The sequence below is a fragment of the Bradyrhizobium sp. 192 genome (assembly GCF_023100965.1).
GTDB lineage: Bacteria > Pseudomonadota > Alphaproteobacteria > Rhizobiales > Xanthobacteraceae > Bradyrhizobium > Bradyrhizobium symbiodeficiens.
In genome coordinates this window covers 1,516,127-1,542,178 of sequence record NZ_CP064690.1, presented here as the reverse complement: position 1 = coordinate 1,542,178, position 26,052 = coordinate 1,516,127, and the positions used below count along the sequence as shown (strand labels likewise).

Here is a 26,052-nt window from a genome sequence, read left to right as displayed (position 1 = left end):
CGGCGAAGCCTTGGCGTAGCCGGGTCGCGGGGAATGACAGCTGTGCGTGGGGCCGCCCCACTCTCCTTGACATTTTGACAAACCTTTAGGGGTCTTCTCACCGCCCCGATTTTGGGGCTAATAGGGCCCTGAAAGCCGTCCTTCATGGACGCATTTTGCTGCTGTCGGGTCAAAAGCAGCCAAAAACAGCCATCTCCAACAAGAAAGCCCATCATGAAACGCGTCGACGCCCACGGATTGAAGATCGCTCCCGTCCTGTTCGATTTCATCGCCAAGGAAGCGACCCCGAAAACGGGGATCGCGCCGGACGCGTTCTGGGCCGGACTCGCTGCCATCATCAAGGAGCTGGGGCCGCAGAATAGGTCGTTGCTCGCATTCCGCGACACGCTGCAGGCCAAGATCGACGACTGGCACCGCGCCAACAAGGGCAAGGCGTTCGACCTCAACGCCTACACCGCCTTCCTGAAGGAGATCGGCTATCTCGTTCCGGAGCCGGCGACCCAGAAGGTCGAGACCGCCAATGTCGATGAGGAGATCGGCAAGATCTGCGGACCGCAACTCGTCGTTCCCCTCACCAATGCGCGCTACGCGCTCAACGCCGCGAACGCGCGCTGGGGCTCGCTCTATGACGCCTTCTACGGCACCGACGCGATCCCGCACGATCCTTCCGAGAGCGGCAAGGGCTACAACAAAGCGCGCGGCGACAAGGTGATCGCCAAGGCCAAGGCGTTCCTCGACGCCGCCGTGCCGCTCGCGACCGGCAGCCACACCGACGTCACCGCCTACAGCGTCGTCGCGGGCCAGCTCGCGGTGAAGCTGAAGAGCGGCAACGCTACCGCGCTGAAGAACGCGGCGCAGTTCGCCGGCTTCCAGGGCGATGCGGCTTCCCCGAGCGCCGTGCTGCTCGCCAACAATGGACTGCATGTCGAGGTCAAGATCGACCGCAGCAGCGCGATCGGCAAGGACGATCCGGCCGGCGTCGCCGACATGGTCATGGAGTCCGCGGTCTCCACCATTCTCGACATGGAAGACTCGGTCGCCGCGGTCGATGCCGAGGACAAGGTGCTGGTCTACCGCAACACGCTCGGCCTGATGAACGGCACGCTGTCGGCGGACTTTGAGAAAGGCGGCAAGACGCTGACGCGCTCGCTCAACGCCGACCGCAGCTACAAGACGCCCGACGGCAAGGGCGAGGTCAAGCTGCACGGCCGCAGCCTGCTGCTGATGCGCAATTGCGGTCACCACATGTTCACCGACGCGGTGCTGGACGAGAAGGGCGAGGAAGTCCCGGAAGGCCTGCTCGACGCCGCCGTCTCGGGGTTGCTCGCCATTCACGACCTCAAGGGCAACTCCAAGGTCAAGAACAGCCGCACGGGATCTGCCTATATCGTCAAGCCGAAGATGCACGGCCCGGACGAGGTATCGCTGACCTGCGAGATCTTCGACCGCGTCGAGAAGATGCTGTCGCTGCCCGAGAACACGCTCAAGGTCGGCATCATGGACGAGGAGCGGCGCACCACCGTCAACCTCAAGGCCTGCATCCAGCGCGCCTCCAAGCGCATCATGTTCATCAACACCGGCTTCCTCGACCGCACCGGCGACGAGATCCACACGTCGATGGAAGCGGGCCCGATGATCCGCAAGAACGAGATGAAGGCGCAGGCCTGGATCAAGGCCTATGAGGACTGGAACGTCGACATGGGCCTGACCTGTGGCTTGCCCGGTCATGCCCAGATCGGCAAGGGCATGTGGGCCGCGCCAGACAAGATGGCGGACATGTTGCAGCAGAAGCTCGGCCATCCGCAGGCCGGCGCCACCACGGCCTGGGTGCCCTCACCGACCGCCGCAACGCTGCACGCGCTGCACTACCACCAGGTCAACGTCATCGCGCGCCAGCAGGAGCTGACCAAGGGCGGGCCGCGCGCAAAGCTCGAAGACATCCTCACCATTCCGGTGTCGAAGTCGAACTGGGCACCCGACGACGTCAAGCAGGAGATCGACAACAACTGCCAGGGTATTCTGGGCTACGTCGTGCGCTGGATCGACCAGGGCGTCGGCTGTTCCAAGGTGCCTGACATCCACGATGTCGGCCTGATGGAAGACCGCGCCACCTTGCGCATCTCCAGCCAGCATCTCGCCAACTGGCTGCACCAGGGCGTGATCACCGAGGCGCAGGTGATGGAATCGCTCAAGCGCATGGCCGTCGTGGTCGACAAGCAGAATGCCAGCGATGCCATCTACAAGCCGATGGCGCCCGCCTTCGACGGCACAGCCTTCAAGGCCGCCTGCGACCTCGTCTTCAAGGGCCGCGAGCAGCCGAACGGCTACACCGAATACATCCTCACCGCGCGCCGCCGCGAGGCCAAGGCACTCGGCTGACCCAAGCCACAAGGTCAAAAAGCCCCGGCGCAAACCGGGGCTTTTTTCTTTGATACCGAGCGGACTCGCTAAAACACAGCGAGATATTTCAGCAGCGACACGATGCCGATGATGATGACGACGACGCGCGCAATCTGCTTGGCGCGGCCGTCCATCGGCAACATGTTGATGAGATAAAGGACCAGAATAACGACGAGAAAGGTGACGAGTACGCCGACCAGCATTGGATTGCCCCCTTCAGGCGATTGCGACTGACGACTCAACATCCGGACCCGGGACGAGGTTCCAGTTTGGCAACCTGTTCAAACATTTGAGTTTTTCGAATTTTTGCGCTTATTGCAATGCGAGATGCGTAATTCTGCAAGCGCTGAGAGCGTCCCGCCGCCGTCGAAGAACGATCTGCCTCGAACGGCATCCGCCAGCAGGCCGCGCATGCGGCAGGCATCGCCAGCCGCGCGGTCACCTGGGCCCGCGAGACCGACTTCACTGTGCAGGGATTGGCATAGTCCGCGGACGCATTATCTCGTGAAGATTCGCGGCAACATGAGCCAGGCTGGAGCAACGCGCTTCGAGCCGCCCCCGCTTGCGCCAGGACGACGTAGAAGCAGTTCCCTATTCCTTCGCCACCACCGGGACTTGCCGGAATCTGGCGCGCACCGAGTCGGGTAGCGGCGAGAAATTCATCGCGACGCCGCGGCGGTCGTTGGCGTTACGGCTGGCGACCACGAGGCCGTTCGCGCCGGCGACGATATCGCCCTTGCGCAGGGTGGGATCGTCCTCGATCTTCACCGATGCAAGCCCGACCGCGTCCTTGCCATTGCAGGTACAGCCCGCAACGATTTCGTTGCGATAGCGGAACGCGTTAGGCAGCTCGGAATAGGGCTTTCCCTTGTCGGTGGTGGCGTCGTCGATATCGCCGCCATAAACCAGCGAAGTCTCGGACGTGGGGCAGAAACTCTTGCAGGATTGCGCCTTGCTCTCGGCATCGTTGCCCTGCGCCGGGAAGTAGCGGCCGTCGCAGCCCCGTACGCAATAGGCCGTGCCGCCGCCATGGGCGGCGCGCTGTCGCGGGGCGTCATACCGCGGCATGTCATCACCGGGGAACGGCGTCCGGATCTGTGGAGGCCGCGCTCCGAACCCACCGAACAGCGCCGAGAAAAAATCTTCCGCATGTGCCGATGGTGCGAAGGCCAGACCGGCGGAGACAACGACCATGATCGCCGTTCCACCAGCCACTTTGCCAATCAGGCGTCTGCTCATATGACTCACTCTTAGTTCACGGCGGTCGTCGTAACGTTCAGCGCCTGCCGGCCAGAGGGTAGCGCCGTCATGGCCGGACGCTTGCGCACGGGGTCGCCGCCCTTGGCCATCAGCGGCGCGTTCTTCGGCAGCACCACGACCTTGGCGCCGACATTGATGCGGCCGAACAGGTCGGTGACGTCTTCGTTGGTCATGCGGATGCAACCGGAAGAGACGAACTTGCCGATCGTGGAGGGATCGTTTGTGCCGTGGATACGGTATTCGCTGGAGCCGAGATACATCGCACGCGCCCCGAGCGGGTTGCCGGGACCGCCGGCGACGAAGCGCGGCAGATAAGGCTGGCGCGCGATCATCTCGGCCGGCGGACGCCAGTCCGGCCACTCCGCCTTGCGGCTGACGCTCTGCACGCCGGACCAGGTGAAGCCTTCCCGGCCGACGCCGACGCCGTAACGGATCGCGCGGCCGTTGCCGAGCACGTAATAGAGATAGGTGTTGTTGGTGTCGATGACGATGGTACCGGCCGGCTCGCTGCGGTCGAAGCCGACGATCTGCTTGCGCAGGCGATCGGGCAGTTGGGCATCCTCGTCAGCCGCCTGCGGCGCGTCGTTGACGTAGCCCTGGGCGTAACCCTGGTCCTGCGGATAGGCCTGTTGCTGCATCGGCGCGTAGCCAAGTGTCTGCGCGCTCGCGCCGGCAAACGGCACCGTAAGCAGAGTGGTTGCGAAGGCGAAGGCGGCGGCGCGCGGCGAGAAGCTGCGACGGACTGTGGAGGACCTGGTCATGTGCTGCCCCGTTGGATGCGTGCATCAGGGAGATGCGCTTGCGAACAAACGCCGCGGGGGCGATTCAAGTTCCGGCCCTGCACGCGGCATCCCAGTCACGGTCAAGCGAGGACGTAATCACGAAGGCGCGATGGAACCGCTTTGCCACTCGCGCATTATCACCGCGTCGATGGGCGCGCGGATCGAGGCTCCCGTGCGGGAGAGATATTGTGCGTGTCCTTCCCAGTGAACGTTTGACGACCGGCAGCAGCGAAGGCAGTCCGCTTCCCGACAGTCATTCCGAGATCCCGCCGGTTATCCGCCGCACCGAATTCGTGGCCCTCGCGCTTGCCGGCCTCCTGCTGATCGCCATCGTCACCGTGCTCTATGTCGGCAGGGCATTTTTCCTGCCGGTGGTGATGGCCTTCGTCGTCGGCACCATGCTGTCACCGGCGGCGACCTTCCTGGAAAACCACAAGGTGCCGCGCGGATTGGGCGCCGCGCTGATCGTAATCGCCGTGACCGCCCTGGTTGCCTTCGTCATCGCGCTGATCGCCTCACCTGTGATGGAATGGAGCTCGCGCCTGCCCGAGCTCGGCGCGCAATTGAAGGACAAGCTGCACGTGTTCGACCGGCCGCTGGCGCTGTGGCGCGAGCTGCAGGTCATGGTCGGCGGCTCGGAAGGGCTGCCGAGCTTCCAGATGCCGAAATTCGAGTGGGTCCAGCCGACGCTGGAATTCCTGTCACCGACCTTTACCGAATTCCTGCTGTTCTTCGTCACCCTGATCCTGTTCATCGCGAGCTGGCGAGACCTGCGCCGGGCGCTAATCATGAACTTCAGCGACCACGATGCGCGGCTGCGCACGCTCCGCATCCTCAACGAGATCGAGGTCCATCTCGGCAATTACCTCTTGACCGTCACGCTCATCAATATTGGCGTCGGCGTCGGCACCGGCCTCATTTGCGCAATCACCGGCATGCCAAACGCCGCCGGCCTCGGCGCACTCGCCGCGACCCTCAACTTCATCCCGATCATCGGGCCGGTCGCCATGTTCGCGGTGCTGGTCGTGGTGGGGCTGGTCGCCTTCCCGACCATCAGCGGCGGCCTGCTGGCGGCGCTCGCTTTCGGCGGCCTTACTTTCCTGGAGGGACATTTCGTCACGCCGATGATCATCGGGCGGCGGCTGGCGCTGAATGCGCTCGCCGTGCTGCTGGCGCTCGCGTTCTGGACCTGGCTCTGGGGGCCGATGGGCGCCTTCCTGTCGTCGCCGCTGCTGATCGTCGCGCTGATCCTGAAGGAGCATCTGATGCCGGCGGATGCGCCGCAGCTTCCGCAGGACTGACCGGTTTCCGTGAACGGAACTTACCCCAAGACGAAACGTTCTCCGGCTATCTCAGCCGTCAACAGTTTGGAGCTCCCGATGTCCACGACCAATGCCGAAGCCGGGATGAAAGACTGGACCGACAAAGCCACCAGAGAACGCCTCGAGAAGGATGTAGCAGCCGTGAAAAGCGATATCGCCGCCCTCACCGACCAGATCACCGACGCCCTCAACACCTTTGCCAATTCCACCAGCAAACAGGCCCGCCGCGGCTATCGCCAGGCCCGCGATAACATGGATACCGCGCTCGACGACATGTCGGAGCGCAGCAGTGCAATGATGGGGGCGGCCCAGGAAGCCTACGGCTCGATCGAGGAATCGCTCGAAGACGCGATCACACAGCGGCCGCTTGCGACCGTCGGGCTAGCGCTCGGCATCGGCTTCCTGATCGGTGCCGCCTGGCGCCGGTGAGATTTGCGGACGCCTGTAGAACGGCGGCACCGGCGCATTGCCGGTGTCGACCCGTGACGGTTTGGCTTGTAGGGGAATTGAGGAACGAGGGCCATGTTTCAGCGCATCATCGACGGGATCAGTGCATCCACCGGCACGGCGGTGCGGCTGACCTCGCTTGCCGCAGGCGCGGCGTTCGCGCTGCTCGTGACGACATGCTTCCTGTGTGCCGCCGCCTTCATCTCGGTGCTGGAGAAATATGGCCCGGTGCAGGCTTGTCTCGCCGGCGCCGGAATCTTCTTCCTGCTGACGCTGGCTGCGGCAGGTTCTTATTGGGGCTACAAGCGCGAGTTGCAGAAGCGCGCGCAAATCGCGGCCGAGCGTGCCGCGAAATCGGCGGCGCCAAGCATGCTCGCGGACCCCATGCTGCTCGCCACCGGACTGCAGATCGTTCGCGCCATCGGGGTCAAGCGGCTATTGCCGATCCTGGCGATCGGCGGCGTCGCCCTCGGCATCATGGCGAGCCGCGCCGGCGTGCCGGACGAGGCATCGGCCGAACCGGCCGAATAGCGGTAAGAGCGCGTTAGAATATTTCGTTGTGAGTCCTCGGAGCGCATCTATCGGAATTCGGCCCAGGACGCGCAGCATTTTGCGCCAGGCGGTGCGGACGTCCTCCGCCATCACGCAAATGCTACTCGGATGAGCAGGTGGTTGCCGCTAAAAGCACCATCCTGATTCCCAAAGCTATTTTAATCAATGAAACCGTCCGTCAAGGCGAACCTCGCCGCATTCCATCACGACGCCAGACTGTATCTGACACTCGGCATCGCCAACTGGTCGGTGTTCGTCGACCACATCCCCGACAACGTCGTCAATCTGCTGACGCTGCGCAATTTCGGCTTCAGCGGCGCGGCCGACCTGTTCGTGTTCGTCGTGGGCTACGGCGTCGCCATCATCCACGGCCGGATGGCGCTTGAACGGGACTACCTCGTGGCGGCGACGCGCATCTTCCGCCGGGTCTGGCGGCTCTACGCCGCCTATGTCGTGCTATTCGTGATCTATATCGCCACCATCACCTACGTCGCCTCGCAATCGATGGCGCCGGAGATCATCCACGAATACAACATCTCCGGCATTCTCGAGCATCCGCTGCGGATCCTGGTCCGCGGCCTCATGCTCCAGGAGGAGCCGCTGAACCTCGACCTCCTGCAATTGATGATCCCGCTGATGGCGTTCTTTCCCTTCGCGCTGTGGGGCCTGTTGCGACGGCCGAACCTGACCCTGGCGGCATCGGTCGCGTTGTATGTTGCCGCACGCTGGTTCGACTGGAATTTTCGGGTCTATCCGGACCAGGAATGGACCTTCAATCCGCTGTGCTGGCAGATGCTGATGGTGTTCGGGGGTTGGTTTGCCGTGACAGGCGCGCCCGGGCGCGCGTTACGCGACATGCCCTGGCTGCGGATTCTCGCCGGCACCTATCTCATCTTCGCGATGGCCATCACCTTGCTGCGCCATTCGTCGGCAATGTCGGCTTATTTGCCGGACCTCCTCCTCGACAGCATCGCGCCGACCGACAAGGAAAACCTCGCCCCCTATCGCGTGGTTCACTTCCTCGCGCTCACCTTTCTGGCGACCCATCTCGTTCCAGCCGATCACCCCGGCCTGCGGTTGAAGCCGCTCCAGGCAGTGATCAGATGCGGCGAGGAATGGCTCGCCGTGTTCTGCGTCGGCGTGTTCCTGTCGTTCGCCGGCCATCTCATCCTGATCACCAGCGCCAATCTGGTGGCGATGCAGATCGTCGTGAGCCTTGCCGGCTTCGCCGCGATGACCGCGGTGGCTTATTACGTCGCTTGGTCGAAGTGGCAGGATCTGCCAACCGCCTTGCGGCAGCAGGCCTAGATATCTCATCGTGCGTTAGCGCATACGCCTTGTGATTTCCCCTAGGCCGGCCGATGAGGCTGCGCTATCCCGAGCAGGAGCGATTTGGCGAGGAGACCGGGCGTGGTGACGGCGAATGGCGGGGGTGACGGGGCCGACAGCGCCCCCCGGCGCGGCCGGCCGAGATCGATCGAGACCAGCAATGCCATTCTCGAAAGCGCCTATGCGCTGATGGCTTCCACCGGCCTTGCCGCCACCACCATCGACGCAGTCGCCCGCCATTCCCGCGTCTCCAAGATGACGATCTACAAATGGTGGCCATCCCGCGAAGCGCTCTTGATCGACGCCTTTCTTCAACATGCCGCGCAGATGCTGCCGCTGCCCCCGGTGAGCTCCGGCAATCCCGCCGCGCGCGCCCGCCGCCATGCCGCGGCCTACGCCGAAGCGCTCCAGGGCGAGTTCGGCAAGGTTCAGCTCGCCGTCATCTCCGAATGCATTTCCAGGACCGGCTCCGCCGAGCTGTTCTACGCCCGCTATCTGCAATTCCGTCGCGACGCGCTGGTCGAGATGATTGCGGCGGGGCAGAACGACGGCAGCATCCTGGCCGACGGGCCGGCTGAGGATCTCTACGACGCGATCTATGGCAGCTTGTTCTACCGCTACGTCTTCGGCATCGCGCCGATCACGCCGGCCTACGCCCGCAATCTGGTCGACCTGGTGTTGCGGCCCAAGGGTTAACCCAAGGGTTAGCTATCGCGCGGGCCGCACCGGCGCCGAGATCTTGTCCGTGCGATCGCGCTCGGTCATGTCGACGACCGTCTCCATCGGAGCGGTCAGCTCGTAGACATAGGAAGCGTCGGTGAAATAGCGCTTGGCGGTGCCGCCGAGCGCCTCGGGCGCGACACGGTCGAGCAGGATCAGGCCGAAATCGGAATCAGGGCGGCGCGTCGCCTCGCTGGTGTTGAGCTCCTCCCAGCGGAAATGGAAGATCTCGTCGGTGCCGTCGCCCGTCACCGTCCAGCTGGCCGTGATGTGCGGATGCTTTCCAACCAGCGACAGGCCCTCGTCGGAATGCGAGGCAAGTTCGAAGAACAGCAGCGAGAGGCTCTGCGCCGCGCGCGCACTGACCGCGATATCAGGACCCGTGACGGCGATGCGGTCGGCGTGCGGGATGGCGCGCGCTTCGAACAGGCCCTTCAGCTTGACGCCCTGCCACTGGCTCTCGCTGAGCAGCGAGACCACGTTGGACATGGCGTGAATGCGGCCGATCAGCAGCTCGCGCGCGCCGTCGATGTCGGCGCCGTGACGCAAGGTGCGCGTCACGATCGACTGGATCACCGCGAGGATATTCTTGACCCGATGGTTGAGCTCGTCGATCACCGCGGTCAGGCGGCGCTCGAAGCCGATTCGGACCTGGATTTCCCGGCTGAGCCGCAGATTGTTGTAGGCGACATAGCCAAACAGGCCGCACACCATCGCAGTGATCGCAAAACCGATCGCAGCCACGATGATCGCGGTCTGCTCGGCGCGACGCGCCGAGTTGGCCTTGGCATAATAGCCGAGCTGCCAATCACGGCCACCGAAGCTCACCGTGCGCGTTGCCGACGGCGCCGGTCCGTCCACCGCCGCCCTGCGCGTCGAAACCACGCCCTGGTCGTTGGCAATCAGCTCGACGCCTTCCTTGCGCGGATCCCTGAGCGCAACCGAGAACAGGGACATGTCGTCATTGGTCAGCATCAGCGAGGCGAGTTCGTAGGAAAACGTGACGAACCCGGCCGGCTCGGTCGCACCCTCGGGAATGACGGGGGCTGCCACGATGATCCCGACCGGCCCGTTGCCGCGCAACAGCGGAATCGGGTCCGAGGCCACCGACCTTTTCTCGATCCGGGCGCGCGTCAGCATGGCGCCGCGAACCGGATCCTGGTCGTAACTTCGGCCCGGCAGAGCCTTGGTCTCGTCGCTGCGCGGCTCGAGATCCAGCAGCACGTCGATCGGCTGGGTGATCTCGGCCGGATTGATCGGCTTGTCGTCATAGGTACGGATGGTGGGATTCGGGAAGCCGGCGCCGGCAATGGCGGTCTGCGCCGCCGTGAGCTCGTTCGGCTTCAGCCGGGCGATCCAGCCGGCTACCACGAAATCGGTCTTGAAGGCGTAGATGGCCGAGCGCAGCGGCTCCAGCATGTTCGGCTTGATCACCGATGGCGCGCGGAACAGGCCTGAGGCAACACGGGCGAGCAGTTCGCGCTCAGTGAGCCGGTCCTGCACCAGGCTGGCGTGAACGTCGATCGCACGCGCGAGCGCGATCCGATCCAGCGCCAGCTCCTGGTCGTGGACGCGATAGGCCGCAAGCCCGGAGAGCAAGGCTCCGAGCAGAGCAATGAAACCGATGATGAAACCCAGCCGGACCACGCGACTACTCAGGCGAAAGCAGGAGGTCGGCAATAAACAAGGAGCATATCAACGCCGCTCGAACGGCCACCTGCCGAAACGGGGTGAACCCCGCTGGCAGAGATAATGAAGGAGGAGACATCGGTACGCAACGTGGGTCGCCTGAAAAGCTTAATCCGTCCGTCCGATGGTCTGACCGGGACGACTTGCCCGGACTCCGGAGGTAGTCAATCGCCGTGTCCGAAATTTGTTCCGCGGTTGCGGCCCCGACCCCACGGTTAACGCCAAAGAAAGCATGCGCCAAGTCGTCGCGCGCTGTCAGCCCGCCCGTTTCAGGCCGCCTTTGGCCTCGATGAAGCCGACAATGCGGTCAATGCCCTCGCTCTTCTTCAGGTTGGTCATGACGAAGGGACGCTCGCCCCGCATGCGCCTGGCGTCCGTGTCCATCTTCTCCAGGGAGGCTCCGACATGGGGGGCGAGGTCGATCTTGTTGATGACCAGCAGGTCGGACCGGGTGATGCCGGGACCGCCCTTGGACGGGATCTTGTCGCCGGCAGCGACGTCGATGACGTAGATGGTCAGGTCGGCCAGCTCCGGAGAAAAAGTGGCAGCGAGATTGTCGCCGCCGGACTCGATGAGCACGAGGTCGAGCCCGGGAAATTTCGCCCGCATGTCCGCAACCGCAGCGAGATTCATCGAGGCGTCCTCGCGGATTGCGGTGTGCGGGCAGCCGCCGGTCTCGACGCCGGCAATGCGATCCGGCGTCAGCGAGCCCGAACGCACCAGGAATTCCGCATCCCATTTGGTGTAGATGTCGTTGGTGATCGCGGCGATGTCATAGCGCTCGCGCATGGTCTTGCAGAGCAGGTCCATCAGCGCCGTCTTGCCCGATCCGACCGGGCCGCCGACGCCGACACGCAAGGGGCCGTGAGATTTCGACATGTGATTCGCTCTTTCTCGATTGGAAGGCCGCACCGCTCACGACCGGAACAGTCGCGTATATTGGGTCTCGTGCCGCAGGCTGGCGAGATCGGCTCGGAAGGTCGCGCCGCCGAGATCGTCCAATGTCGCATTCAGCGCACGATTGGCGGTGGCGGCGACGGCCGCTTCCAGCCTTACCAGCACGCGCTGGCTGTCGGTCTGACCGAGCGGAATGAGCCGGCTGGCCGCAGAGATCCAGTTCGAGACCAGCGCATGCAGGAAGGCGTGCAGTGTCGGCGCCAGCGGCACGCCGTGCATGGCTGCGACCACGCCGACGGCGAGAGGATAGACCAGCGGCGTGCGGCATGCCGCAACCATGGCATCCAAGCCGTCTGCATCCCATGCTGCCTGGGAAATGTCGATGAAGGCACGGCCCTGCGAGCTCGTCTCGAGCTGCCGCTCGCGCGACGGCACCATGGCCGCGGCGAGCTCGGCGATATCGCCTAAAGTGGCCTCCTCGCCCGCCTCGGCGGCACGATAGGCGTGGACCAGGAACGTCGCGTCGCAAAAGCCGGAGCCGTCGCCGAGCATCGCGTCGAGCCAGTCGGCCAACGTGGCCGTATCGACGATGTCGCCGACCTCGACCGCCCATTCGATGCCGCTGGAATAGGAGAAACCGCCGACCGGGAATGCCGGCGACAGCCAGGTCATCAGCCGGTACAGCGCCGCTGCCTCGCGTTCGGCGAGGTCGCAGGCCGCGACCGGCTCACTTGTGGTCATGAGCATGCTTGTGGCCGTGGTGATGGTCGGGATGGTCGCAATGCTCGTCGTGGTGATGGTGGCCATGATCATGCGCGGCATGATCATGAGGGTGGTGGTCGTGAGCGTGATGATCGTGGCCCTGATGATCATGGTGATCGTGACCATGGTCATGATGATGTCCGTGATCATGATGCGCATGGTCGTCGTGTCCATGCGCATGGCCCGCGTCGGCATAGGCGCCACCTTCAGGATCGAACGGCGCTTCGATCTCGATGACGCGCGCGCCGAGGCCCTTCACCATCGCCTCGATGACGTGATCGCGGCGAATGCGCAAGGCCTTGGCCATGATCTGGGTCGGCAGATGGCGATTGCCGAGGTGCCAGCCGACGCGGAAGAGGTGATGCGGATCGCGGCCGCGGATCTCGAGCAGCGGCTCGGGCGCCGCGACCACCTCGACGAGCCGGCCGTCCTCCAGCACCAGCGCATCGCCGCCGCGGAGCGCAACGGCATTCTCGAGGTCGAGCAGGAATTCGAGGCCGCGCGTCCCCGTCATGGCCATGCGGCGGCGGTGCCGGTCGTCGAAATCGAGCACGACCGTATCCGCTGGCGCTTCCGTGAAGCGGTGCTGTCCCCTGACCTGCGTCGCCCGGATCATGCGCTATACCTCAGAGCTTCTCGACCTTGCCGTCGCTGATGATCTCGATCACCGTCGGCGCCGTCTTCATCTGCGCGGAATACTCGCGCCAAACCTTCTTGTGCGGCGCCTTGGCATGTGCGGTGAGATCGTCGCGGGTCTCCCAGCGCTCGACCACTACGTACAGATTGGGATTGTTGACGCTGACATTGCCGTCATAGGAGATGCAGCCCTTCTCCTTGAGGGTCTCGACGGTGCAGGCCTTGTGCCCCTTGATGAAGTCGTCTTTGTTCTCCGGCTTCATGGGCGTGGTGGCGATGACATAGATCATGGGGTTATTCCCTGTTGTTCTTGTTAGCGGACGTCGACCTTCTCGGGTGTGATCACTTCGATCTTAGGCGGGGCGGTAAAGCACTTCACCGCGACGCGGCCAAAGGTTTTCATGTGCTCCTGGCCGCGATGCGGCACCAGCGCCTCGGCGTTCTCCCACTGCTCGACGAACACCATCTTGGCAGGGTCGGTGACGCTCTCATGTAGGTCATAGGCGATATTGCCGGGCTCTTTCCGCGTCTCCTTGATGCAGGCGGTGGCGGCTGCAATGAATTCGGCGCGCGTCTCGGGCTTGATGGTCAGGGTGGCAACGACGTAGATCACGAGAAATCCTCCCGGCTTTTCTTCTAGGGTTCGATAGCGGGCGGGACATTAGACCAGCCGGGATGGAACGCAAAACCGGAAAAGCCGCCCCCCCGGGCAAGCGCCCGGGACATGCGTTGAGGCGCTGTTTCAGTACATGAAATATCGTTGTGCCATCGGCAGCACCTCGGCGGGGGCGCAGGTGAGCAATTCGCCGTCGGCGCGCACCTCATAGGTCTCCGGATCGACCTCGATGTTGGGCGTGGCGTCGTTGTGGATCATGCTCTTTTTCGAGATCTTGCCGCGGGTGTTCTGGACCGCATAGAGCTTCTTCTCGATGCCGAGCTTGCGCGCCAGACCGCCAGTGATGGCCGCCTTCGAGGTGAACACCACGGACGACGCCGTACGCGCCTTGCCGAAGGCGCCGAACATCGGCTGGTAATGCACCGGCTGCGGTGTCGGGATCGAGGCGTTGGGATCGCCCATCGGCGCCGCAACGATCGTTCCGCCCTTGACGATGCAGTCCGGCTTGACGCCGAAGAAGGCCGGCGACCACAGCACGAGATCGGCGAGCTTGCCCTTCTCGACCGAGCCGATCAGCTTCGACACGCCATGCGCGATCGCGGGGTTGATGGTATATTTGGCGATGTAGCGCTTGACGCGAAAATTGTCGTTGTCCTTGCCCTTGTCCTGCGGCAGTGACCCGCGCTGCTTCTTCATCTTGTCGGCGGTCTGCCAGGTCCGGATGATGACTTCGCCGAGCCGGCCCATCGCCTGCGAGTCCGACGACATCATCGAGAGTGCGCCGAGATCGTGCAGGATGTCTTCGGCGGCGATCGTCTCCTTGCGGATGCGGCTTTCGGCGAACGCCAGGTCTTCCGCGATCGAGGGATCGAGATGGTGGCACACCATCAGCATGTCCAGATGCTCGTCGATGGTGTTGCGCGTGAACGGCCGCGTCGGGTTGGTCGAGGACGGCAGCACGTTCTTGAGCCCCGCGACCTTGATGATATCTGGAGCATGGCCGCCGCCGGCACCCTCGGTGTGGAAGGCATGGATCGTGCGGCCCTTGAACGCCTTGATCGTGTCCTCGACGAAGCCGGATTCGTTCAGCGTATCGGTATGGATCATCACCTGGATGTCGTGGGCATCAGCCACCGACAGGCAGTTGTCGATCGCCGCCGGCGTGGTGCCCCAATCCTCGTGCAGCTTCAGCGCACAGGCGCCGGCCTTTATCATCTCGACCAGAGCGGCGGGACGCGAAGCGTTGCCCTTGCCGGAGATGCCGAGATTGACCGGGAAGGCGTCGAACGACTGGATCATCCGCCCCATGTGCCATGGCCCCGGCGTACAGGTGGTCGCGAATGTACCGTGCGACGGGCCGGTGCCGCCGCCCAGCATCGAGGTGACGCCGGACATCAGCGCGTGCTCGATCTGCTGCGGGCAGATGAAATGGATGTGGCTGTCGAAGCCGCCGGCGGTGAGGATTTTTCCTTCGCCCGCGATCACGTCGGTGCCGGGACCGATGATGATCGTGACGCCCGGCTGGATGTCGGGATTGCCGGCCTTGCCGATGCCGGCGATCATGCCGTCCTTGATCGCGACATCGGCCTTCACGATGCCCCAGTGATCGACGATCAGCGCATTGGTGATGACCGTGTCGGCCGCGCCCTGCTTGTTGGTGACTTGCGACTGCCCCATGCCGTCGCGGATCACCTTGCCGCCGCCGAACTTCACCTCCTCGCCATAGGTGGTGAAATCCTTCTCGACCTCGATGATGAGGTCGGTGTCGGCGAGCCGTACCTTGTCGCCGGTGGTCGGGCCGAACATGTCGGCATAGACGGAACGCTTTATTTTGACGGACATCGCTAGCCCCGTTTGCGTTTGAATGTTTGGTGGATCAAAGCAAGGCCCTCGCTGCTTTCACGGCACCATCGAATTTCTCGTCGAGCCACGCATTGCCGCCGCGGCAGCCGGCAACGACCTGCGTAGCCCATCCGACGTAATCGGCGAGATCGTCGCGCTCCTCGGCACTGGGATCGGTTTGAACGCGCGCGCCAATGTTGCTGATTTTGTCGGCGATCTTGATCAGTTTTGCGCTGGGGGACTTGTGTGGAGCGTCCTCGATCTGCTTCCGCCGCCGCTCGGCCTTCGGCAGGGTCATATCATCCGTGCATTCGATGACGAGGGAGGCGACACGCTCCGAGAAGTTCTGCGCCAGCTCATCGCGCGTGGTATCGGTGTCCTCGATCACATCATGCAGCCAGCCGGCCGCGACCAATTCGGCGTCGGCACCGTCGGTCGCGGTCGCAAGCAGGTTCGCGACCTCGGCGAGGTGATTGATATAGGGCTCGTTGCCGCGCCCCTTGCGTGCCATGCCGTTGTGGCTGTGCGCGGCGAGTTCGGCGGCTTCGGAGACGAGGCGAATGGGCGACAGCATGGCAAAGACTTCCATTTCCGCCTCAACCGCACCGCGCCATGCTCGTTCCTGCGCTCACAGCTTCCCCATCACATCGCCGCGAAAACCGTAAATCATCTTCTTCCCCGCCACCGCGACGAGCTGGACGTCGCGGGTCTGGCCGGGTTCGAAGCGGACGGCGGTGCCGGCGGCGATGTCGAGGCGCATGCCGCGGGCTTTCTTACGGTCGAATTTCAGCGCCGGGTTGGTCTCGAAGAAATGGTAGTGCGAGCCGACCTGGATCGGGCGGTCGCCGGTGTTGGCCACTGTCAGCGTCACTGTCTTGCGGCCGGCGTTGAGCTCGATCTCGCCGTCCTGGATGAAGAGTTCGCCGGGGATCATGCGTCTTGCTCCTACCTGATCGGCTCGTGCACGGTGACGAGCTTGGTGCCGTCCGGAAAGGTCGCCTCGACCTGGATGTCGTGGATCATCTCAGGGATTCCCGGCATCACCTGGCCGCGGGTCAGGACCTGCGCGCCTGACTGCATCAGTTCGGCGACGGTGCGGCCGTCGCGGGCGCCTTCGAGGATGAAATCGGAGATGATCGCGATCGCCTCGGGATGGTTGAGCTTGACGCCGCGATCCAGCCGCCGGCGGGCCACGATCGCCGCCATCGAGATCAAGAGCTTGTCCTTTTCGCGAGGAGACAGGTTCATGCGAAATCTCTTCCGTTCAATACATCAATTCAACCAGAGCCGCGGCAGCGCAGCGCCGGTGCGCGCCAGCACGGCCATCATGTCGGCGCGCAAGCGCGCCGCATCTTGGGCACAGAAGCGCGCCATTGCAAATCCATTCCATGTGGATATCCCGACCTCGCCGGCGAAGGATTCCGACGCCTCCCGGATGCGCTCGACCAAGGCCTCGTCGCCGGGAACGATCAGCGCCGTGCCGATCGCAGCCCCACCTTTGGCCACCGCCGATCGCCCGAGTTTTGCGCCGATATTTCCGTCGAGCCTGACGGTCTCGGCGAACACCAGCCTGCCTCCACGACGCAGCCGCCAGCGGTCGATGAACTCGCCCTGCTCCATCCGCTCGCCCATAGCTGTGCGGCCGAACACGACGATTTCACAAAGCAGAAGCGAGGCGGCATCATCGAGCTCGATATCGAAGCGGCGATGGACCCGGGCGCGATCGAACAGGATCGTCTCCTGCGGCAGCCAGCCGAGATGCGCGCCCGCGGCGATTTTCAAGGAAATATTGAGCTGCGCTGCCGCTGCCGGCGCGCGATAGACCTTTTCGGCCGCCGCCGTCGTCAAGGTCAGGCGCGAGCGCTCGCCCGCTGCGATGTCGATCTCGAAACTGTCCCCTCCCGCGACGCCGCCGGCCGTGTTGACGAACACGCCGGACAGACCCTCGCCTTCCGGGGAGGGAAAGCGCACGCGCAGCGAGCCGGACTCATGCAAGACGCCGCGCCGTGTCACGCCGTCTCGCGCATGGACGTCGAAGCGCACCGCGCCGCGGGCACGATTCGCCTCGAAAACCCCTGACGTGACCGAAACGTCGCTGCGCATCCGCCTCCCCCAGCCGGTCGCGGCAGAATGCTTACAGCGCCATCTGGCGGCTGATCTCGCTCGCGTCCAAATTGGCGCGATCGCAGGTGAACTTCACCGCGCCGCGATCCATCACGGCAAAACTGTCGCCGAGTTCGCAGGCAAAGTCGAGATATTGTTCGACCAGCACGATGGCGATGTTGCCGAGATTACGCAAATAGGAGATGGCGCGGCCGATGTCCTTGATGATCGAGGGCTGAATGCCTTCGGTCGGCTCGTCGAGCAGGAGCAGCTTCGGCCGCATCACCAGCGCGCGGCCGATTGCGAGTTGCTGCTGCTGCCCCCCGGAGAGGTCGCCGCCGCGCCGGCCGAGCATGGATTGCAGCACCGGAAACAGCGAAAACACGTCGTCCGGAATGTTCCTGTCCTGGCGCTTGAGCGGACCGAAGCCGGTCTTGAGGTTCTCCTCGACCGTCAGCAGCGGGAATATCTCGCGGCCCTGCGGCACGAAGCCGATGCCCTTGCGCGCACGCTCATAGGGCTTCAGGCCGGTGATATCGCTGCCATCGAACACGATCGCGCCTGAGGAGATCGGATATTGCCCGACCATGGCGCGCAAGAGCGAGGTCTTGCCGACGCCGTTGCGCCCGAGCACGCAAGTGACCTTGCCCGGCTCGGCCGCGATCGAGACGCCGCGCAGCGCCTGCGCCGCGCCGTAGAACAGGTTGATGTCTTTAACTTCGAGCATCGGATACACCTTTGCAGGCGAATGGCGAATGGGGAGTGGCGAATAGGAGGAACTGCCATTCCATTCGCTACCCCCCATTCACCATTCGCTATCGACCCAGATACACTTCGATGACCCGCTCGTTGGACGAGACCTGGTCGATGGTTCCTTCCGCGAGCACCGTGCCCTCGTGCAGGCAGGTGACCTTGACCCCGAGTTCGCGCACGAACGTCATGTCGTGCTCGACCACCATCACGGTGTGGGTCTTGTTGATCTCCTTCAGCAGCTCGGCGGTCAGATGCGTCTCGACGTCGGTCATCCCCGCGACGGGCTCGTCGACCAGGAGCAGTTTTGGGTCCTGCGCAAGCAGCATGCCGATCTCGAGCCACTGCTTCTGGCCGTGGCTGAGACTGCCGGCGAGGCGGTTGCGCGCCTCGGTGAGGCGGATCGTCTCCAGCACCCTGTCGATGCGCTCTGCCTCGGCCTTGCTGCCGCGCCAGAACAGCGTGCCCTTGACGCTGTGATCGACATTGAGCGCGAGCAGGAGATTGTCCTGCACGGTCTGGCTCTCGAACACGGTCGGCTTCTGGAATTTGCGGCCGATGCCGAGCTCGGCGATGCGGGTCTCGTCCAGCCGCGTCAGATCGGTGACGCCATCGAACAGCACCGTGCCCTCGTCGGGCTTGGTCTTGCCGGTGATGATGTCCATCATCGTGGTCTTGCCCGCGCCGTTCGGACCGATGATGGCGCGCATCTCGCCGGGCTCGAGCGTCAGCGACAGATTGTTGATGGCGTGGAATCCGTCGAACGAGACGTGCACGCCGTCGAGATAGAGCATCGCGGACGTCGCGCGGTTGTCCATGACGTTCATGTGCGCCTACTCCGCCATCTTGGGTTCGGTGACGCCGTCCTCGGCCGCGGCACTCGCTATCGTCGCGGCCCGTTTCTCCTTCGAGGAGTCCCACCATGCATTGAAGGTGCCGACGATGCCCTTCGGCAGCAGCAGCGTCACCAGGATGAACATTGCGCCCAGCATGAACAGCCAGTACGGCGCCAGCACGCCCGAGGTGAAGAACGTCTTGGCGTAGTTGACGACGACGGCGCCGAGCGCCGCGCCGACCAGCGTGCCGCGGCCACCGACGGCGACCCAGATCACCGCCTCGATCGAATTGCCGGGTGCGAATTCGGAGGGATTGATGATGCCGACCTGCGGCACGTAGAGCGCACCGGCGACCCCGGCCATGCAGGCCGACACCGTGAACACGAACAGCTTGTAGGATTCGACGCGGTAGCCGAGGAAGCGGGTGCGCGACTCCGCGTCGCGCACCGCGATCAGCACCTTGCCGAGCTTGGAGGAGACGATCGCACGGCAGACCAGGAAGCCCGCGATCAGCGCCAGGCAGCTCAGCGCGAACAGCGCCGCGCGGGTGCCCTCGGCCTGCACGTTGAAGCCGAGGATGTCCTTGAAGTCGGTCAGGCCGTTGTTGCCGCCGAAGCCGAAATCGTTGCGGAAGAAGGCAAGCAGCAGCGCATAGGTCATCGCCTGCGTGATGATCGAGAGATACACGCCGGTGACGCGGGAGCGGAACGCGAGCCAGCCGAAGCAGAAGGCGAGCAGGCCGGGCACGACCAGCACCATCAGCGCCGCGAACCAGAACATGTCGAAGCCGTACCAGGTCCAGGGCAGCTTCGAATAATTCAGGAACACCATGAAGTCGGGCAGAACAGGGTTGCCGTAGACGCCGCGGGTGCCGATCTGCCGCATCAGGTACATACCCATCGCATAGCCGCCGAGCGCGAAGAAGGCGCCGTGGCCGAGCGAGAGAATGCCGCAATAGCCCCAGATCAAATCGATCGAAAGCGCCAGGATCGCGTAACAGACATATTTGCCCCAGAGCGCGACGAGATAGGTCGGCACCTGCAGGAACGAGCCCGCGGGCAGCAGCAAATTGGAGAGCGGGATCAGGATGCCGCAGGCCGCGACGACGGCCAGGAAGATCGTCGCACTGCGGTCCAGCGATCGCGTCAGCATGTGAGGGGTCATGCTTCCACCGCACGGCCCTTGAGCGCGAACAGGCCGCGCGGGCGCTTTTGAATGAACAGGATGATGAGAACCAGGATCGCGATCTTGCCGAGCACGGCGCCGGCGACCGGCTCCAGGAACTTGTTGGCGATGCCGAGCGTGAAGGCGCCGACCAGCGTGCCCCAGAGATTGCCGACGCCGCCGAACACCACGACCATGAAGCTGTCGATGATGTAGCTCTGGCCGAGATTGGGGCTGACATTGTCGATCTGCGACAGCGCCACGCCGGCGATGCCGGCTATGCCCGAGCCGAGCCCGAAGGTGAGCGCGTCGACCCGCGAGGTCGCGATGCCCATCGACGCTGCCATGCGGCGGTTCTGCGTCACCGCGCGCATCTCGAGGCCGAGCGCGGTGTAGCGCAGCATCGCGAGCAGGATCGCGAACACGGCTAACGTAAAGACGAGGATCCAGAGCCGGTTATAAGTGATGGTGATCTGGCCGAGCTCGAAGGCGCCGCTCATCCAGGAGGGATTGCCGACCTCGCGGTTGGTCGGACCGAACATGGTGCGGACCGCCTGCTGCAGCACCAGCGACAGGCCCCAGGTCGCAAGCAGCGTCTCCAGCGGACGGCCGTAGAGGAAGCGAATGATGCTGCGCTCAATCAGCACGCCGATGGCGCCGGCGACGAGGAAGGCGAGCGGCACCGCGATCAGCAGCGAATAGTCGAACAGGCCGGGATAGCTGGTCCGGATCACCTCCTGCACCACGAAAGTGGTGTAGGCTCCGATCATCACCATCTCGCCATGGGCCATGTTGATCACGCCCATCACGCCGAAGGTGATGGCGAGACCGATCGCGGCGAGCAGCAGCACCGAGCCGAGCGAGAGGCCGTACCAGGCATTCTGCACCATGGACCAGATCGCGAGCGAGTTCTGGATGGAGCCGATCGCGCTCGCGGCGGCTTTGGTCACCGACGCCGGCTGGTCGCCCATGCCTGTGAGCAGCGCCAGTGCCTCCTGATCGCCGCGCCCCTTGAGGGTGGCCACCGCCTCCAGCTTCTCGACCTCGGTAGCGTCCGGCTTGAACAGCAGGATCGCCGCACGGGCGTCGCCGAGCGCAGCCTTGACGGATTTGTTGGTCTCCTTGGCGAGCGCGCCATCGACCGCCTCGAGCGCGGTCTCCTCATGTGACTTGAAGACGGATTGCGCCGCCTGGAGCCGCGTCCCGACGTCCGGCGACTGCAGCGTCAGGCTGCCGAGCGCGGCGTCGACGCTGCGGCGCAGGCGGTTGTTGAGCCGGACCGCGCTCGCGCTGTCGGGAACGCTGGCCACCGCCTGGCCGGTCGCGGCGTCGATCGACTTGCCGTCGGCACCGGTGACGTAGACCTTCTTGCTGTCGAGGTCGGCCATCAGGCGGCCGTCCTGAAGCGCACTGATGATGGGGAAAGCCAGCGGATTGCCACTGCTCGCGACCACGCCGATCGCCTCGTCCGTATCGGAATAATCGTCGTTGGCGAATTTGGCGACCGCATCCTCGAACGGACCGGCGAGAGCCGGCAGCGCGAACGCGATCAGGAACAACGAGAGCGCAAGCGAGCAGAGACGCGCGGACAAATTGGCTGGCACTGTGAATGACCCCGGCAGAAATGAGTGGAGAAGGCGGCGGGATCGCCGCCTTCTCCGGTCGTGCAATGGCGTGTCAGATCCGGATCAGGAGCCCGAACCGAGGCACTTGTTGGTCTTGGTGTTGAAGTTGCCGCACTTCTTGCCGACCCAGTCGCCGATCAGGTCCTTGGAGCCGTCGAGCTCCTTCGACCAGGCGTCGCCAGCAACGAGACCCGGGGTCTTCCAGACCACGTCGAACTGGCCGTTGCCCTTGATCTCGCCGATGAACACCGGCTTGGTGATGTGGTGGTTCGGCAGCATCTTCGACACGCCACCGGTCAGGTTCGGCGCTTCGATGCCGGGAAGCGCATCGATCACCTTGTCCGGATCGGTCGACTTCACCTTCTCGACGGCCTTCACCCACATGTTGAAGCCGATCACGTGCGCTTCCATCGGGTCGTTGGTCACGCGCTTCGGATTCTTGGTGTAGGCCTGCCAGTCCTTGATGAACTTCTCGTTCGCCGGGGTCTTGATCGATTCGAAGTAGTTCCAGGCGGCGAGATGGCCGAGCAACGGCTTGGTGTCGATGCCGGCGAGTTCTTCCTCACCCACCGAGAACGCGACCACCGGGATGTCCTTGGCCTTGATGCCCTGGTTGCCGAGCTCCTTGTAGAAGGGGACGTTGGCGTCGCCGTTGATGGTCGAGACCACCGCGGTCTTCTTGCCGGCCGAGCCGAACTTCTTGATATCGGCCACGATCGTCTGCCAGTCGGAGTGACCGAACGGCGTGTAGTTGATCATGATGTCTTCCTGGGCGACACCCTTCGACTTCAGATAGGCTTCCAGGATCTTGTTGGTGGTGCGCGGATAGACGTAGTCGGTGCCCGCGAGCACCCAGCGCTTCACCTTCTCTTCCTTCATCAGGTAGTCGACGGCGGGGATCGCCTGCTGGTTCGGCGCAGCACCGGTGTAGAACACGTTGCGCTCGCTCTCCTCACCCTCGTATTGCACGGGGTAGAACAGAATGTTGTTCAGCTCCTTGAAAACCGGGAGCACCGACTTGCGCGACACCGAGGTCCAGCAACCGAACACGACCGCGACCTTGTCCTTGGTGATCAGCTCGCGCGCCTTTTCGGCGAACAGCGGCCAGTTCGACGCGGGGTCGACGACAACGGCTTCGAGCTTCTTTCCGAGAACGCCGCCCTTCTTGTTCTGCTCGTCGATCAGGAAGAGGATGGTGTCCTTCAGCGTGGTTTCGCTGATGGCCATGGTGCCGGAAAGGGAGTGCAGCACGCCGACCTTGATGGTGTCGTCCGCGGCCTTGGCGCCAGTCAATGAAGCCAGACCGAGCACCAGGCCGGCGGTCGCGGCGAGCACACCGCGGCGGCTAAATGACGCCGCTATATCGTGAGTAGATTTGCTAAACATGAGTGTCTCATCTCCCTGACGCAGACGTGAAAAACGCTGCGAAACGGCCCCACGGCCGCCTGCGATTAACGGAATCGCAAGAACCGTGCCATGGCCTGGGCACCTGCCAACTCATTGGTCAGATTAGACAATTCTATTGCAATCCAAGTTTAGCCGCAGTTCAATTGCTTAGAATTTGGGCGATCAAAATGTATGCTTATGCGGCAGTCAGTTTATTTTTTGAGCATCTACCTGCTTGTGGCTAAAATTCCGGCATAAATATTTTTGCACCGCAATAACCATTTCAGGCAGCTCCGCCTTGAAAGCGCCCCTTCAATGTTCCATATGACGCTCAGAGACCTCTTGCGAATCAGGCGGTCGTCGCGAGCCGCGTGTTCTTAAGCCCTTACGGGCCTCTGGCTTGCCCATAATCTCCCAAGCCATCCGACACCCCAAACACGCAGGTGTCTTCTCGACACCCTTTTGCGTGCGCCGCGCTGAATGCGCCGGGTGCCCGCTTTTGACATGGAAAGAACCCCTCTTTTGACTTCGTTTCAGGACTTCGGCCTCGCCGAACCGATCGCGCGCGCTCTTCAAGAAGAGAACTACGTCACTCCCACCCCCATTCAGACCCAGACCATTCCCACGGCGCTGACCGGCCGCGATGTCGTCGGCATCGCCCAGACCGGCACCGGCAAGACCGCGTCCTTCGCGCTGCCGATCCTGCACCGCCTGCTCGAGCACCGGATCAAGCCGCAGCCCAAGACCACCCGCGTCCTGGTGTTGTCGCCGACCCGCGAGCTGTCCGGCCAGATCCTCGACAGCTTCAACGCCTATGGCCGCCACATCCGCCTGTCCTCGACGCTCGCCATCGGCGGCGTTCCGATGGGCCGTCAAGTTCGCTCGCTAATGCAGGGCGTCGAAGTCCTGGTCGCCACCCCCGGCCGCCTGCTCGACCTCGTGCAGAGCAACGGGCTGAAACTGTCGAGCGTCGAATTCCTCGTGCTCGACGAGGCCGACCGCATGCTCGACATGGGCTTCATCAACGACATCCGCAAAATCGTCGCCAAGCTGCCGATCAAGCGGCAGACGCTGTTCTTCTCGGCCACCATGCCGAAGGATATCGCCGAGCTCGCCGACGCCATGCTGCGTGACCCCGCCCGCGTCGCGGTGACCCCGGTCTCCTCGACCGTGGAGCGCATCCAGCAGCGCATCATCCAGGTCGATTTCTCCGCGAAGCCGGCGTTCCTCGCCAAGCTGTTGAAACAGGAGCAGGTCAACCGCGCACTGGTTTTTACCCGCACCAAGCACGGCGCCGACAAGGTGGTGAAAACCCTTGAGAAGGCCGGCATCGCCGCCAGCGCCATCCACGGCAACAAGTCGCAGAACCATCGCGAACGGACGCTGGCCCAGTTCCGCTCCGGCGACATCCGCACACTGGTTGCCACCGATATCGCCGCCCGCGGCATCGATGTCGACGGCATCACTCACGTCATCAATTTCGACCTGCCCAACGTGCCCGAGACCTATGTGCACCGCATCGGCCGCACCGCGCGTGCCGGCGCCGAGGGCACCGCGATCTCGCTGGTCGCAGGTGGCGAGGAACTCAGCTATCTCCGTGACATCGAACGGCTGATCAAGGTGGCACTGCCGCGCGAAGATCTCCGCACCGACGCCGGCCGCCGCGATGCGGGCGCTCCCGCGCCGCAGCAACGGCAGGGCCGCGGAGGCCGCCCGGGCCAGCGTCCGCAAGGCGCAAGGCATGGCGAGGCACGTCACGGTGACGGACGTCGTAACGAGGAACGACATTCCGACGGACGCCACCATACCGCCGGCAAGCAGGGTGATGGACGTCCCGGTGAAGGCCGACATGGCGGCGAAGCGCGACATGCTGACGGGCGGCCCGGCAACGGCCCGAACGCCTCGAAGGGGTCTCGTCGTCCGCGCTCTGGGGGGAAGGCGAATTCTTCCCCAAACGGCCGTCCGGAACAGCGTTCCGTGCATAGCGCCGGGGCGGCTGATGGGATACAAGGCGTGGCCTTTTTGCGCCGGGAGAGTCGGCCGAACGGCCAACCGACCCGCAAACCCCATTCGCACTAGCCGTCCACGACCTGGAGAAATTCATGGCTAAGGAAGAGCTGATCCAGTTCGAAGGACTGGTCACCGAAATCCTCCCCGACGCGCGCTACCGCGTGCAGCTCGATGCCGGACACGAGATCGTCGCCTATACCGCCGGCAAGATGAAGAAGAACCGCATCAAGACGCTGGCGGGCGACCGCGTGACGGTGGAGATGTCGCCCTATGACCTCGAAAAGGGCCGGCTGATTTTCCGCCACAAGGACGAGCGTCCCAGCGGGATGGGTGGACCGCCCCGCCCAGGCCAGCGCGGCGGCCAGTTCCGCCGGCGCTAGGCGCCTGCCGGCACCCTTGGAAGTGAAATTCTGGCCTAAATGTCGATCCGCCGCGGACCTCGCGGCGGATCAAAAAATCGTGCACGTCCGGATTGTTTTGGGGCCCCAATTCCGATAAAATGAATTCATCGATTTTCGGCCGGACGACATTAGCATCCACCGGTACAGCCGGTTCAGACACGCTGACGACCCTTCCAAAAATTCGATCTAACTGGCCTGCGCAAGTGGGCTGCAACATTGTGTTATCTGAGAAGGGACTATCCCCGTGAGCATGGGAACCGTGAAGTGGTTTAACGCGACCAAGGGCTTCGGCTTCATTCAGCCCGACGATGGCGGCCAGGACGTGTTCGTCCACATCAGCGCTGTGGAGCGTGCGGGCCTCGGCACGCTGCGTGAAGGCCAGAAGCTCTCCTACGAGATCGTGGCCGACCGCCGTTCCGGCAAGTCGGCAGCGGACAACCTCCGCTCCGAAGGCTGAGCCGCCGCGCGCGTGGCCCGATCGGCTCGCGCAAGCCAAAGAAAGCAAGAAGGCCGTGCGCGACGC

28 protein-coding genes are annotated in these 26,052 nt (G+C 63.8%); 9 read left to right on the top strand and 19 right to left on the bottom strand.

Annotation, left to right across the window (positions count from 1 at the left end):
- Nucleotides 1–213: 213 nt before the first annotated feature.
- Nucleotides 214–2,379, top strand: a complete 2,166-nt coding sequence (locus IVB24_RS07270) for a malate synthase G (protein ID WP_247772558.1) — start codon at nucleotides 214–216, stop codon at nucleotides 2,377–2,379.
- Nucleotides 2,380–2,447: 68 nt separating this feature from the next.
- Here the strand turns inward: IVB24_RS07270 and IVB24_RS07265 are convergent, their stop codons facing one another.
- From IVB24_RS07265 to IVB24_RS07255, 3 genes are all read right to left on the bottom strand, one after another.
- The gene (locus IVB24_RS07265) at nucleotides 2,448–2,603 is read right to left on the bottom strand and encodes a Thivi_2564 family membrane protein (RefSeq protein ID WP_007599832.1); all 156 of its coding nucleotides are present in this window, start codon (nucleotides 2,601–2,603) and stop codon (nucleotides 2,448–2,450) included.
- Nucleotides 2,604–2,991: 388 nt separating this feature from the next.
- Nucleotides 2,992–3,639, bottom strand: a complete 648-nt coding sequence (locus IVB24_RS07260; protein ID WP_247772557.1) for a DUF2865 domain-containing protein — start codon at nucleotides 3,637–3,639, stop codon at nucleotides 2,992–2,994.
- 11 nt (nucleotides 3,640–3,650) lie between these two features.
- Nucleotides 3,651–4,421 (bottom strand): L,D-transpeptidase, encoded by a 771-nt coding sequence (locus tag IVB24_RS07255; RefSeq protein ID WP_247772556.1) that lies wholly within the window; start codon nucleotides 4,419–4,421, stop codon nucleotides 3,651–3,653.
- 209 nt (nucleotides 4,422–4,630) lie between these two features.
- On the opposite strand from IVB24_RS07255, the gene IVB24_RS07250 reads away from it, so the two are divergent.
- From IVB24_RS07250 to IVB24_RS07230, 5 genes are all read left to right on the top strand, one after another.
- A complete protein-coding gene (locus IVB24_RS07250; protein WP_247772555.1) occupies nucleotides 4,631–5,743 on the top strand; it encodes an AI-2E family transporter in 1,113 nt (370 codons plus the stop codon).
- A 78-nt stretch (nucleotides 5,744–5,821) separates the two neighbouring features.
- Nucleotides 5,822–6,193, top strand: a complete 372-nt coding sequence (locus IVB24_RS07245) for a DUF883 family protein (RefSeq protein WP_247772554.1) — start codon at nucleotides 5,822–5,824, stop codon at nucleotides 6,191–6,193.
- A 93-nt stretch (nucleotides 6,194–6,286) separates the two neighbouring features.
- The gene (locus tag IVB24_RS07240) at nucleotides 6,287–6,742 is read left to right on the top strand and encodes a hypothetical protein (RefSeq protein WP_140481241.1); all 456 of its coding nucleotides are present in this window, start codon (nucleotides 6,287–6,289) and stop codon (nucleotides 6,740–6,742) included.
- 186 nt (nucleotides 6,743–6,928) lie between these two features.
- Nucleotides 6,929–8,071 carry an OpgC domain-containing protein gene (locus IVB24_RS07235; RefSeq protein WP_247772553.1) on the top strand — a complete coding sequence of 381 codons (1,143 nt, stop codon included), beginning with the start codon at nucleotides 6,929–6,931 and terminating at the stop codon, nucleotides 8,069–8,071.
- A gap of 102 nt (nucleotides 8,072–8,173) precedes the next feature.
- Nucleotides 8,174–8,788: a TetR/AcrR family transcriptional regulator gene (locus IVB24_RS07230; protein WP_247772552.1), complete on the top strand. Its 615-nt coding sequence runs from the start codon at nucleotides 8,174–8,176 to the stop codon at nucleotides 8,786–8,788.
- A gap of 12 nt (nucleotides 8,789–8,800) precedes the next feature.
- On the opposite strand, the gene IVB24_RS07225 is transcribed toward IVB24_RS07230, so the two are convergent.
- From IVB24_RS07225 to urtA, 16 genes are all read right to left on the bottom strand, one after another.
- Entirely contained in the window at nucleotides 8,801–10,459 is a 1,659-nt protein-coding gene (locus IVB24_RS07225; protein ID WP_247772551.1) for an HWE histidine kinase domain-containing protein, read from the bottom strand.
- A 297-nt stretch (nucleotides 10,460–10,756) separates the two neighbouring features.
- Nucleotides 10,757–11,380 (bottom strand): urease accessory protein UreG, encoded by a 624-nt coding sequence (ureG, locus tag IVB24_RS07220; RefSeq protein ID WP_247772550.1) that lies wholly within the window; start codon nucleotides 11,378–11,380, stop codon nucleotides 10,757–10,759.
- 36 nt (nucleotides 11,381–11,416) lie between these two features.
- Nucleotides 11,417–12,145: an urease accessory protein UreF gene (locus tag IVB24_RS07215; RefSeq protein WP_247774056.1), complete on the bottom strand. Its 729-nt coding sequence runs from the start codon at nucleotides 12,143–12,145 to the stop codon at nucleotides 11,417–11,419.
- The gene (locus IVB24_RS07210) at nucleotides 12,126–12,776 is read right to left on the bottom strand and encodes an urease accessory protein UreE (protein ID WP_247772549.1); all 651 of its coding nucleotides are present in this window, start codon (nucleotides 12,774–12,776) and stop codon (nucleotides 12,126–12,128) included. Before IVB24_RS07210 ends, IVB24_RS07215 begins: the two co-directional genes overlap by 20 nt.
- 10 nt (nucleotides 12,777–12,786) lie before the next feature.
- Nucleotides 12,787–13,086, bottom strand: coding sequence for a putative quinol monooxygenase (locus tag IVB24_RS07205; protein WP_247772548.1), 300 nt, complete (start codon nucleotides 13,084–13,086; stop codon nucleotides 12,787–12,789).
- A gap of 23 nt (nucleotides 13,087–13,109) precedes the next feature.
- Nucleotides 13,110–13,409, bottom strand: coding sequence for a putative quinol monooxygenase (locus IVB24_RS07200; protein WP_092032158.1), 300 nt, complete (start codon nucleotides 13,407–13,409; stop codon nucleotides 13,110–13,112).
- Nucleotides 13,410–13,538: 129 nt separating this feature from the next.
- The gene (gene ureC, locus IVB24_RS07195) at nucleotides 13,539–15,254 is read right to left on the bottom strand and encodes an urease subunit alpha (protein WP_094976738.1); all 1,716 of its coding nucleotides are present in this window, start codon (nucleotides 15,252–15,254) and stop codon (nucleotides 13,539–13,541) included.
- Between the two features lie 34 nt (nucleotides 15,255–15,288).
- Nucleotides 15,289–15,828 (bottom strand): HD domain-containing protein, encoded by a 540-nt coding sequence (locus IVB24_RS07190; RefSeq protein ID WP_247774055.1) that lies wholly within the window; start codon nucleotides 15,826–15,828, stop codon nucleotides 15,289–15,291.
- A gap of 54 nt (nucleotides 15,829–15,882) precedes the next feature.
- Nucleotides 15,883–16,188: an urease subunit beta gene (locus IVB24_RS07185; protein ID WP_094976737.1), complete on the bottom strand. Its 306-nt coding sequence runs from the start codon at nucleotides 16,186–16,188 to the stop codon at nucleotides 15,883–15,885.
- An 11-nt stretch (nucleotides 16,189–16,199) separates the two neighbouring features.
- Complete coding sequence (locus IVB24_RS07180; RefSeq protein ID WP_247772547.1) at nucleotides 16,200–16,502, bottom strand: urease subunit gamma; 303 nt, start codon at nucleotides 16,500–16,502, stop codon at nucleotides 16,200–16,202.
- A 24-nt stretch (nucleotides 16,503–16,526) separates the two neighbouring features.
- Entirely contained in the window at nucleotides 16,527–17,357 is an 831-nt protein-coding gene (locus IVB24_RS07175; RefSeq protein WP_247772546.1) for an urease accessory protein UreD, read from the bottom strand.
- A gap of 31 nt (nucleotides 17,358–17,388) precedes the next feature.
- Nucleotides 17,389–18,084 (bottom strand): urea ABC transporter ATP-binding subunit UrtE, encoded by a 696-nt coding sequence (gene urtE, locus IVB24_RS07170; RefSeq protein WP_094977074.1) that lies wholly within the window; start codon nucleotides 18,082–18,084, stop codon nucleotides 17,389–17,391.
- A gap of 88 nt (nucleotides 18,085–18,172) precedes the next feature.
- Nucleotides 18,173–18,934, bottom strand: coding sequence for an urea ABC transporter ATP-binding protein UrtD (gene urtD, locus IVB24_RS07165; protein ID WP_094976735.1), 762 nt, complete (start codon nucleotides 18,932–18,934; stop codon nucleotides 18,173–18,175).
- A 6-nt stretch (nucleotides 18,935–18,940) separates the two neighbouring features.
- On the bottom strand, nucleotides 18,941–20,107 hold the full coding sequence (gene urtC / locus IVB24_RS07160) for an urea ABC transporter permease subunit UrtC (RefSeq protein ID WP_247772545.1): 1,167 nt from the start codon (nucleotides 20,105–20,107) through the stop codon (nucleotides 18,941–18,943).
- Nucleotides 20,104–21,711, bottom strand: coding sequence for an urea ABC transporter permease subunit UrtB (urtB, locus tag IVB24_RS07155; RefSeq protein ID WP_247772544.1), 1,608 nt, complete (start codon nucleotides 21,709–21,711; stop codon nucleotides 20,104–20,106). Before urtB ends, urtC begins: the two co-directional genes overlap by 4 nt.
- Nucleotides 21,712–21,795: 84 nt before the next feature.
- A complete protein-coding gene (urtA, locus tag IVB24_RS07150) occupies nucleotides 21,796–23,118 on the bottom strand; it encodes an urea ABC transporter substrate-binding protein (RefSeq protein WP_166476204.1) in 1,323 nt (440 codons plus the stop codon).
- A gap of 480 nt (nucleotides 23,119–23,598) precedes the next feature.
- Between urtA and IVB24_RS07145 the strand changes: the two genes are divergently transcribed.
- The 3 genes from IVB24_RS07145 (at nucleotide 23,599) to IVB24_RS07135 (ending at nucleotide 25,986) form a co-directional block, all read left to right on the top strand.
- On the top strand, nucleotides 23,599–25,197 hold the full coding sequence (locus IVB24_RS07145) for a DEAD/DEAH box helicase (protein ID WP_247772543.1): 1,599 nt from the start codon (nucleotides 23,599–23,601) through the stop codon (nucleotides 25,195–25,197).
- A gap of 23 nt (nucleotides 25,198–25,220) precedes the next feature.
- A complete protein-coding gene (infA, locus tag IVB24_RS07140; protein ID WP_007599789.1) occupies nucleotides 25,221–25,508 on the top strand; it encodes a translation initiation factor IF-1 in 288 nt (95 codons plus the stop codon).
- 265 nt (nucleotides 25,509–25,773) lie between these two features.
- Nucleotides 25,774–25,986: a cold-shock protein gene (locus IVB24_RS07135; protein ID WP_028142093.1), complete on the top strand. Its 213-nt coding sequence runs from the start codon at nucleotides 25,774–25,776 to the stop codon at nucleotides 25,984–25,986.
- Nucleotides 25,987–26,052: the final 66 nt, after the last annotated feature.

Excerpts from the sequence above, each read along its gene's own strand:
- IVB24_RS07270 (WP_247772558.1), top strand. The coding sequence starts at position 214 with ATGAAACGCGTCGACGCCCACGGATTGAAGATCGCTCCCGTCCTGTTC.
- IVB24_RS07265 (WP_007599832.1), bottom strand. The coding sequence starts at position 2,603 with ATGCTGGTCGGCGTACTCGTCACCTTTCTCGTCGTTATTCTGGTCCTT.
- IVB24_RS07260 (WP_247772557.1), bottom strand. The coding sequence starts at position 3,639 with ATGAGCAGACGCCTGATTGGCAAAGTGGCTGGTGGAACGGCGATCATG.
- IVB24_RS07255 (WP_247772556.1), bottom strand. The coding sequence starts at position 4,421 with ATGACCAGGTCCTCCACAGTCCGTCGCAGCTTCTCGCCGCGCGCCGCC.
- IVB24_RS07245 (WP_247772554.1), top strand. The coding sequence starts at position 5,822 with ATGTCCACGACCAATGCCGAAGCCGGGATGAAAGACTGGACCGACAAA.
- IVB24_RS07240 (WP_140481241.1), top strand. The coding sequence starts at position 6,287 with ATGTTTCAGCGCATCATCGACGGGATCAGTGCATCCACCGGCACGGCG.
- IVB24_RS07235 (WP_247772553.1), top strand. The coding sequence starts at position 6,929 with ATGAAACCGTCCGTCAAGGCGAACCTCGCCGCATTCCATCACGACGCC.
- ureG (WP_247772550.1), bottom strand. The coding sequence starts at position 11,380 with ATGTCGAAATCTCACGGCCCCTTGCGTGTCGGCGTCGGCGGCCCGGTC.
- IVB24_RS07215 (WP_247774056.1), bottom strand. The coding sequence starts at position 12,145 with ATGCTCATGACCACAAGTGAGCCGGTCGCGGCCTGCGACCTCGCCGAA.
- IVB24_RS07210 (WP_247772549.1), bottom strand. The coding sequence starts at position 12,776 with ATGATCCGGGCGACGCAGGTCAGGGGACAGCACCGCTTCACGGAAGCG.
- IVB24_RS07205 (WP_247772548.1), bottom strand. The coding sequence starts at position 13,086 with ATGATCTATGTCATCGCCACCACGCCCATGAAGCCGGAGAACAAAGAC.
- ureC (WP_094976738.1), bottom strand. The coding sequence starts at position 15,254 with ATGTCCGTCAAAATAAAGCGTTCCGTCTATGCCGACATGTTCGGCCCG.
- IVB24_RS07190 (WP_247774055.1), bottom strand. The coding sequence starts at position 15,828 with ATGCTGTCGCCCATTCGCCTCGTCTCCGAAGCCGCCGAACTCGCCGCG.
- IVB24_RS07185 (WP_094976737.1), bottom strand. The coding sequence starts at position 16,188 with ATGATCCCCGGCGAACTCTTCATCCAGGACGGCGAGATCGAGCTCAAC.
- IVB24_RS07180 (WP_247772547.1), bottom strand. The coding sequence starts at position 16,502 with ATGAACCTGTCTCCTCGCGAAAAGGACAAGCTCTTGATCTCGATGGCG.
- IVB24_RS07175 (WP_247772546.1), bottom strand. The coding sequence starts at position 17,357 with ATGCGCAGCGACGTTTCGGTCACGTCAGGGGTTTTCGAGGCGAATCGT.
- urtE (WP_094977074.1), bottom strand. The coding sequence starts at position 18,084 with ATGCTCGAAGTTAAAGACATCAACCTGTTCTACGGCGCGGCGCAGGCG.
- urtD (WP_094976735.1), bottom strand. The coding sequence starts at position 18,934 with ATGAACGTCATGGACAACCGCGCGACGTCCGCGATGCTCTATCTCGAC.
- urtC (WP_247772545.1), bottom strand. The coding sequence starts at position 20,107 with ATGACCCCTCACATGCTGACGCGATCGCTGGACCGCAGTGCGACGATC.
- urtA (WP_166476204.1), bottom strand. The coding sequence starts at position 23,118 with ATGTTTAGCAAATCTACTCACGATATAGCGGCGTCATTTAGCCGCCGC.
- IVB24_RS07145 (WP_247772543.1), top strand. The coding sequence starts at position 23,599 with ATGCGCCGGGTGCCCGCTTTTGACATGGAAAGAACCCCTCTTTTGACT.
- infA (WP_007599789.1), top strand. The coding sequence starts at position 25,221 with ATGGCTAAGGAAGAGCTGATCCAGTTCGAAGGACTGGTCACCGAAATC.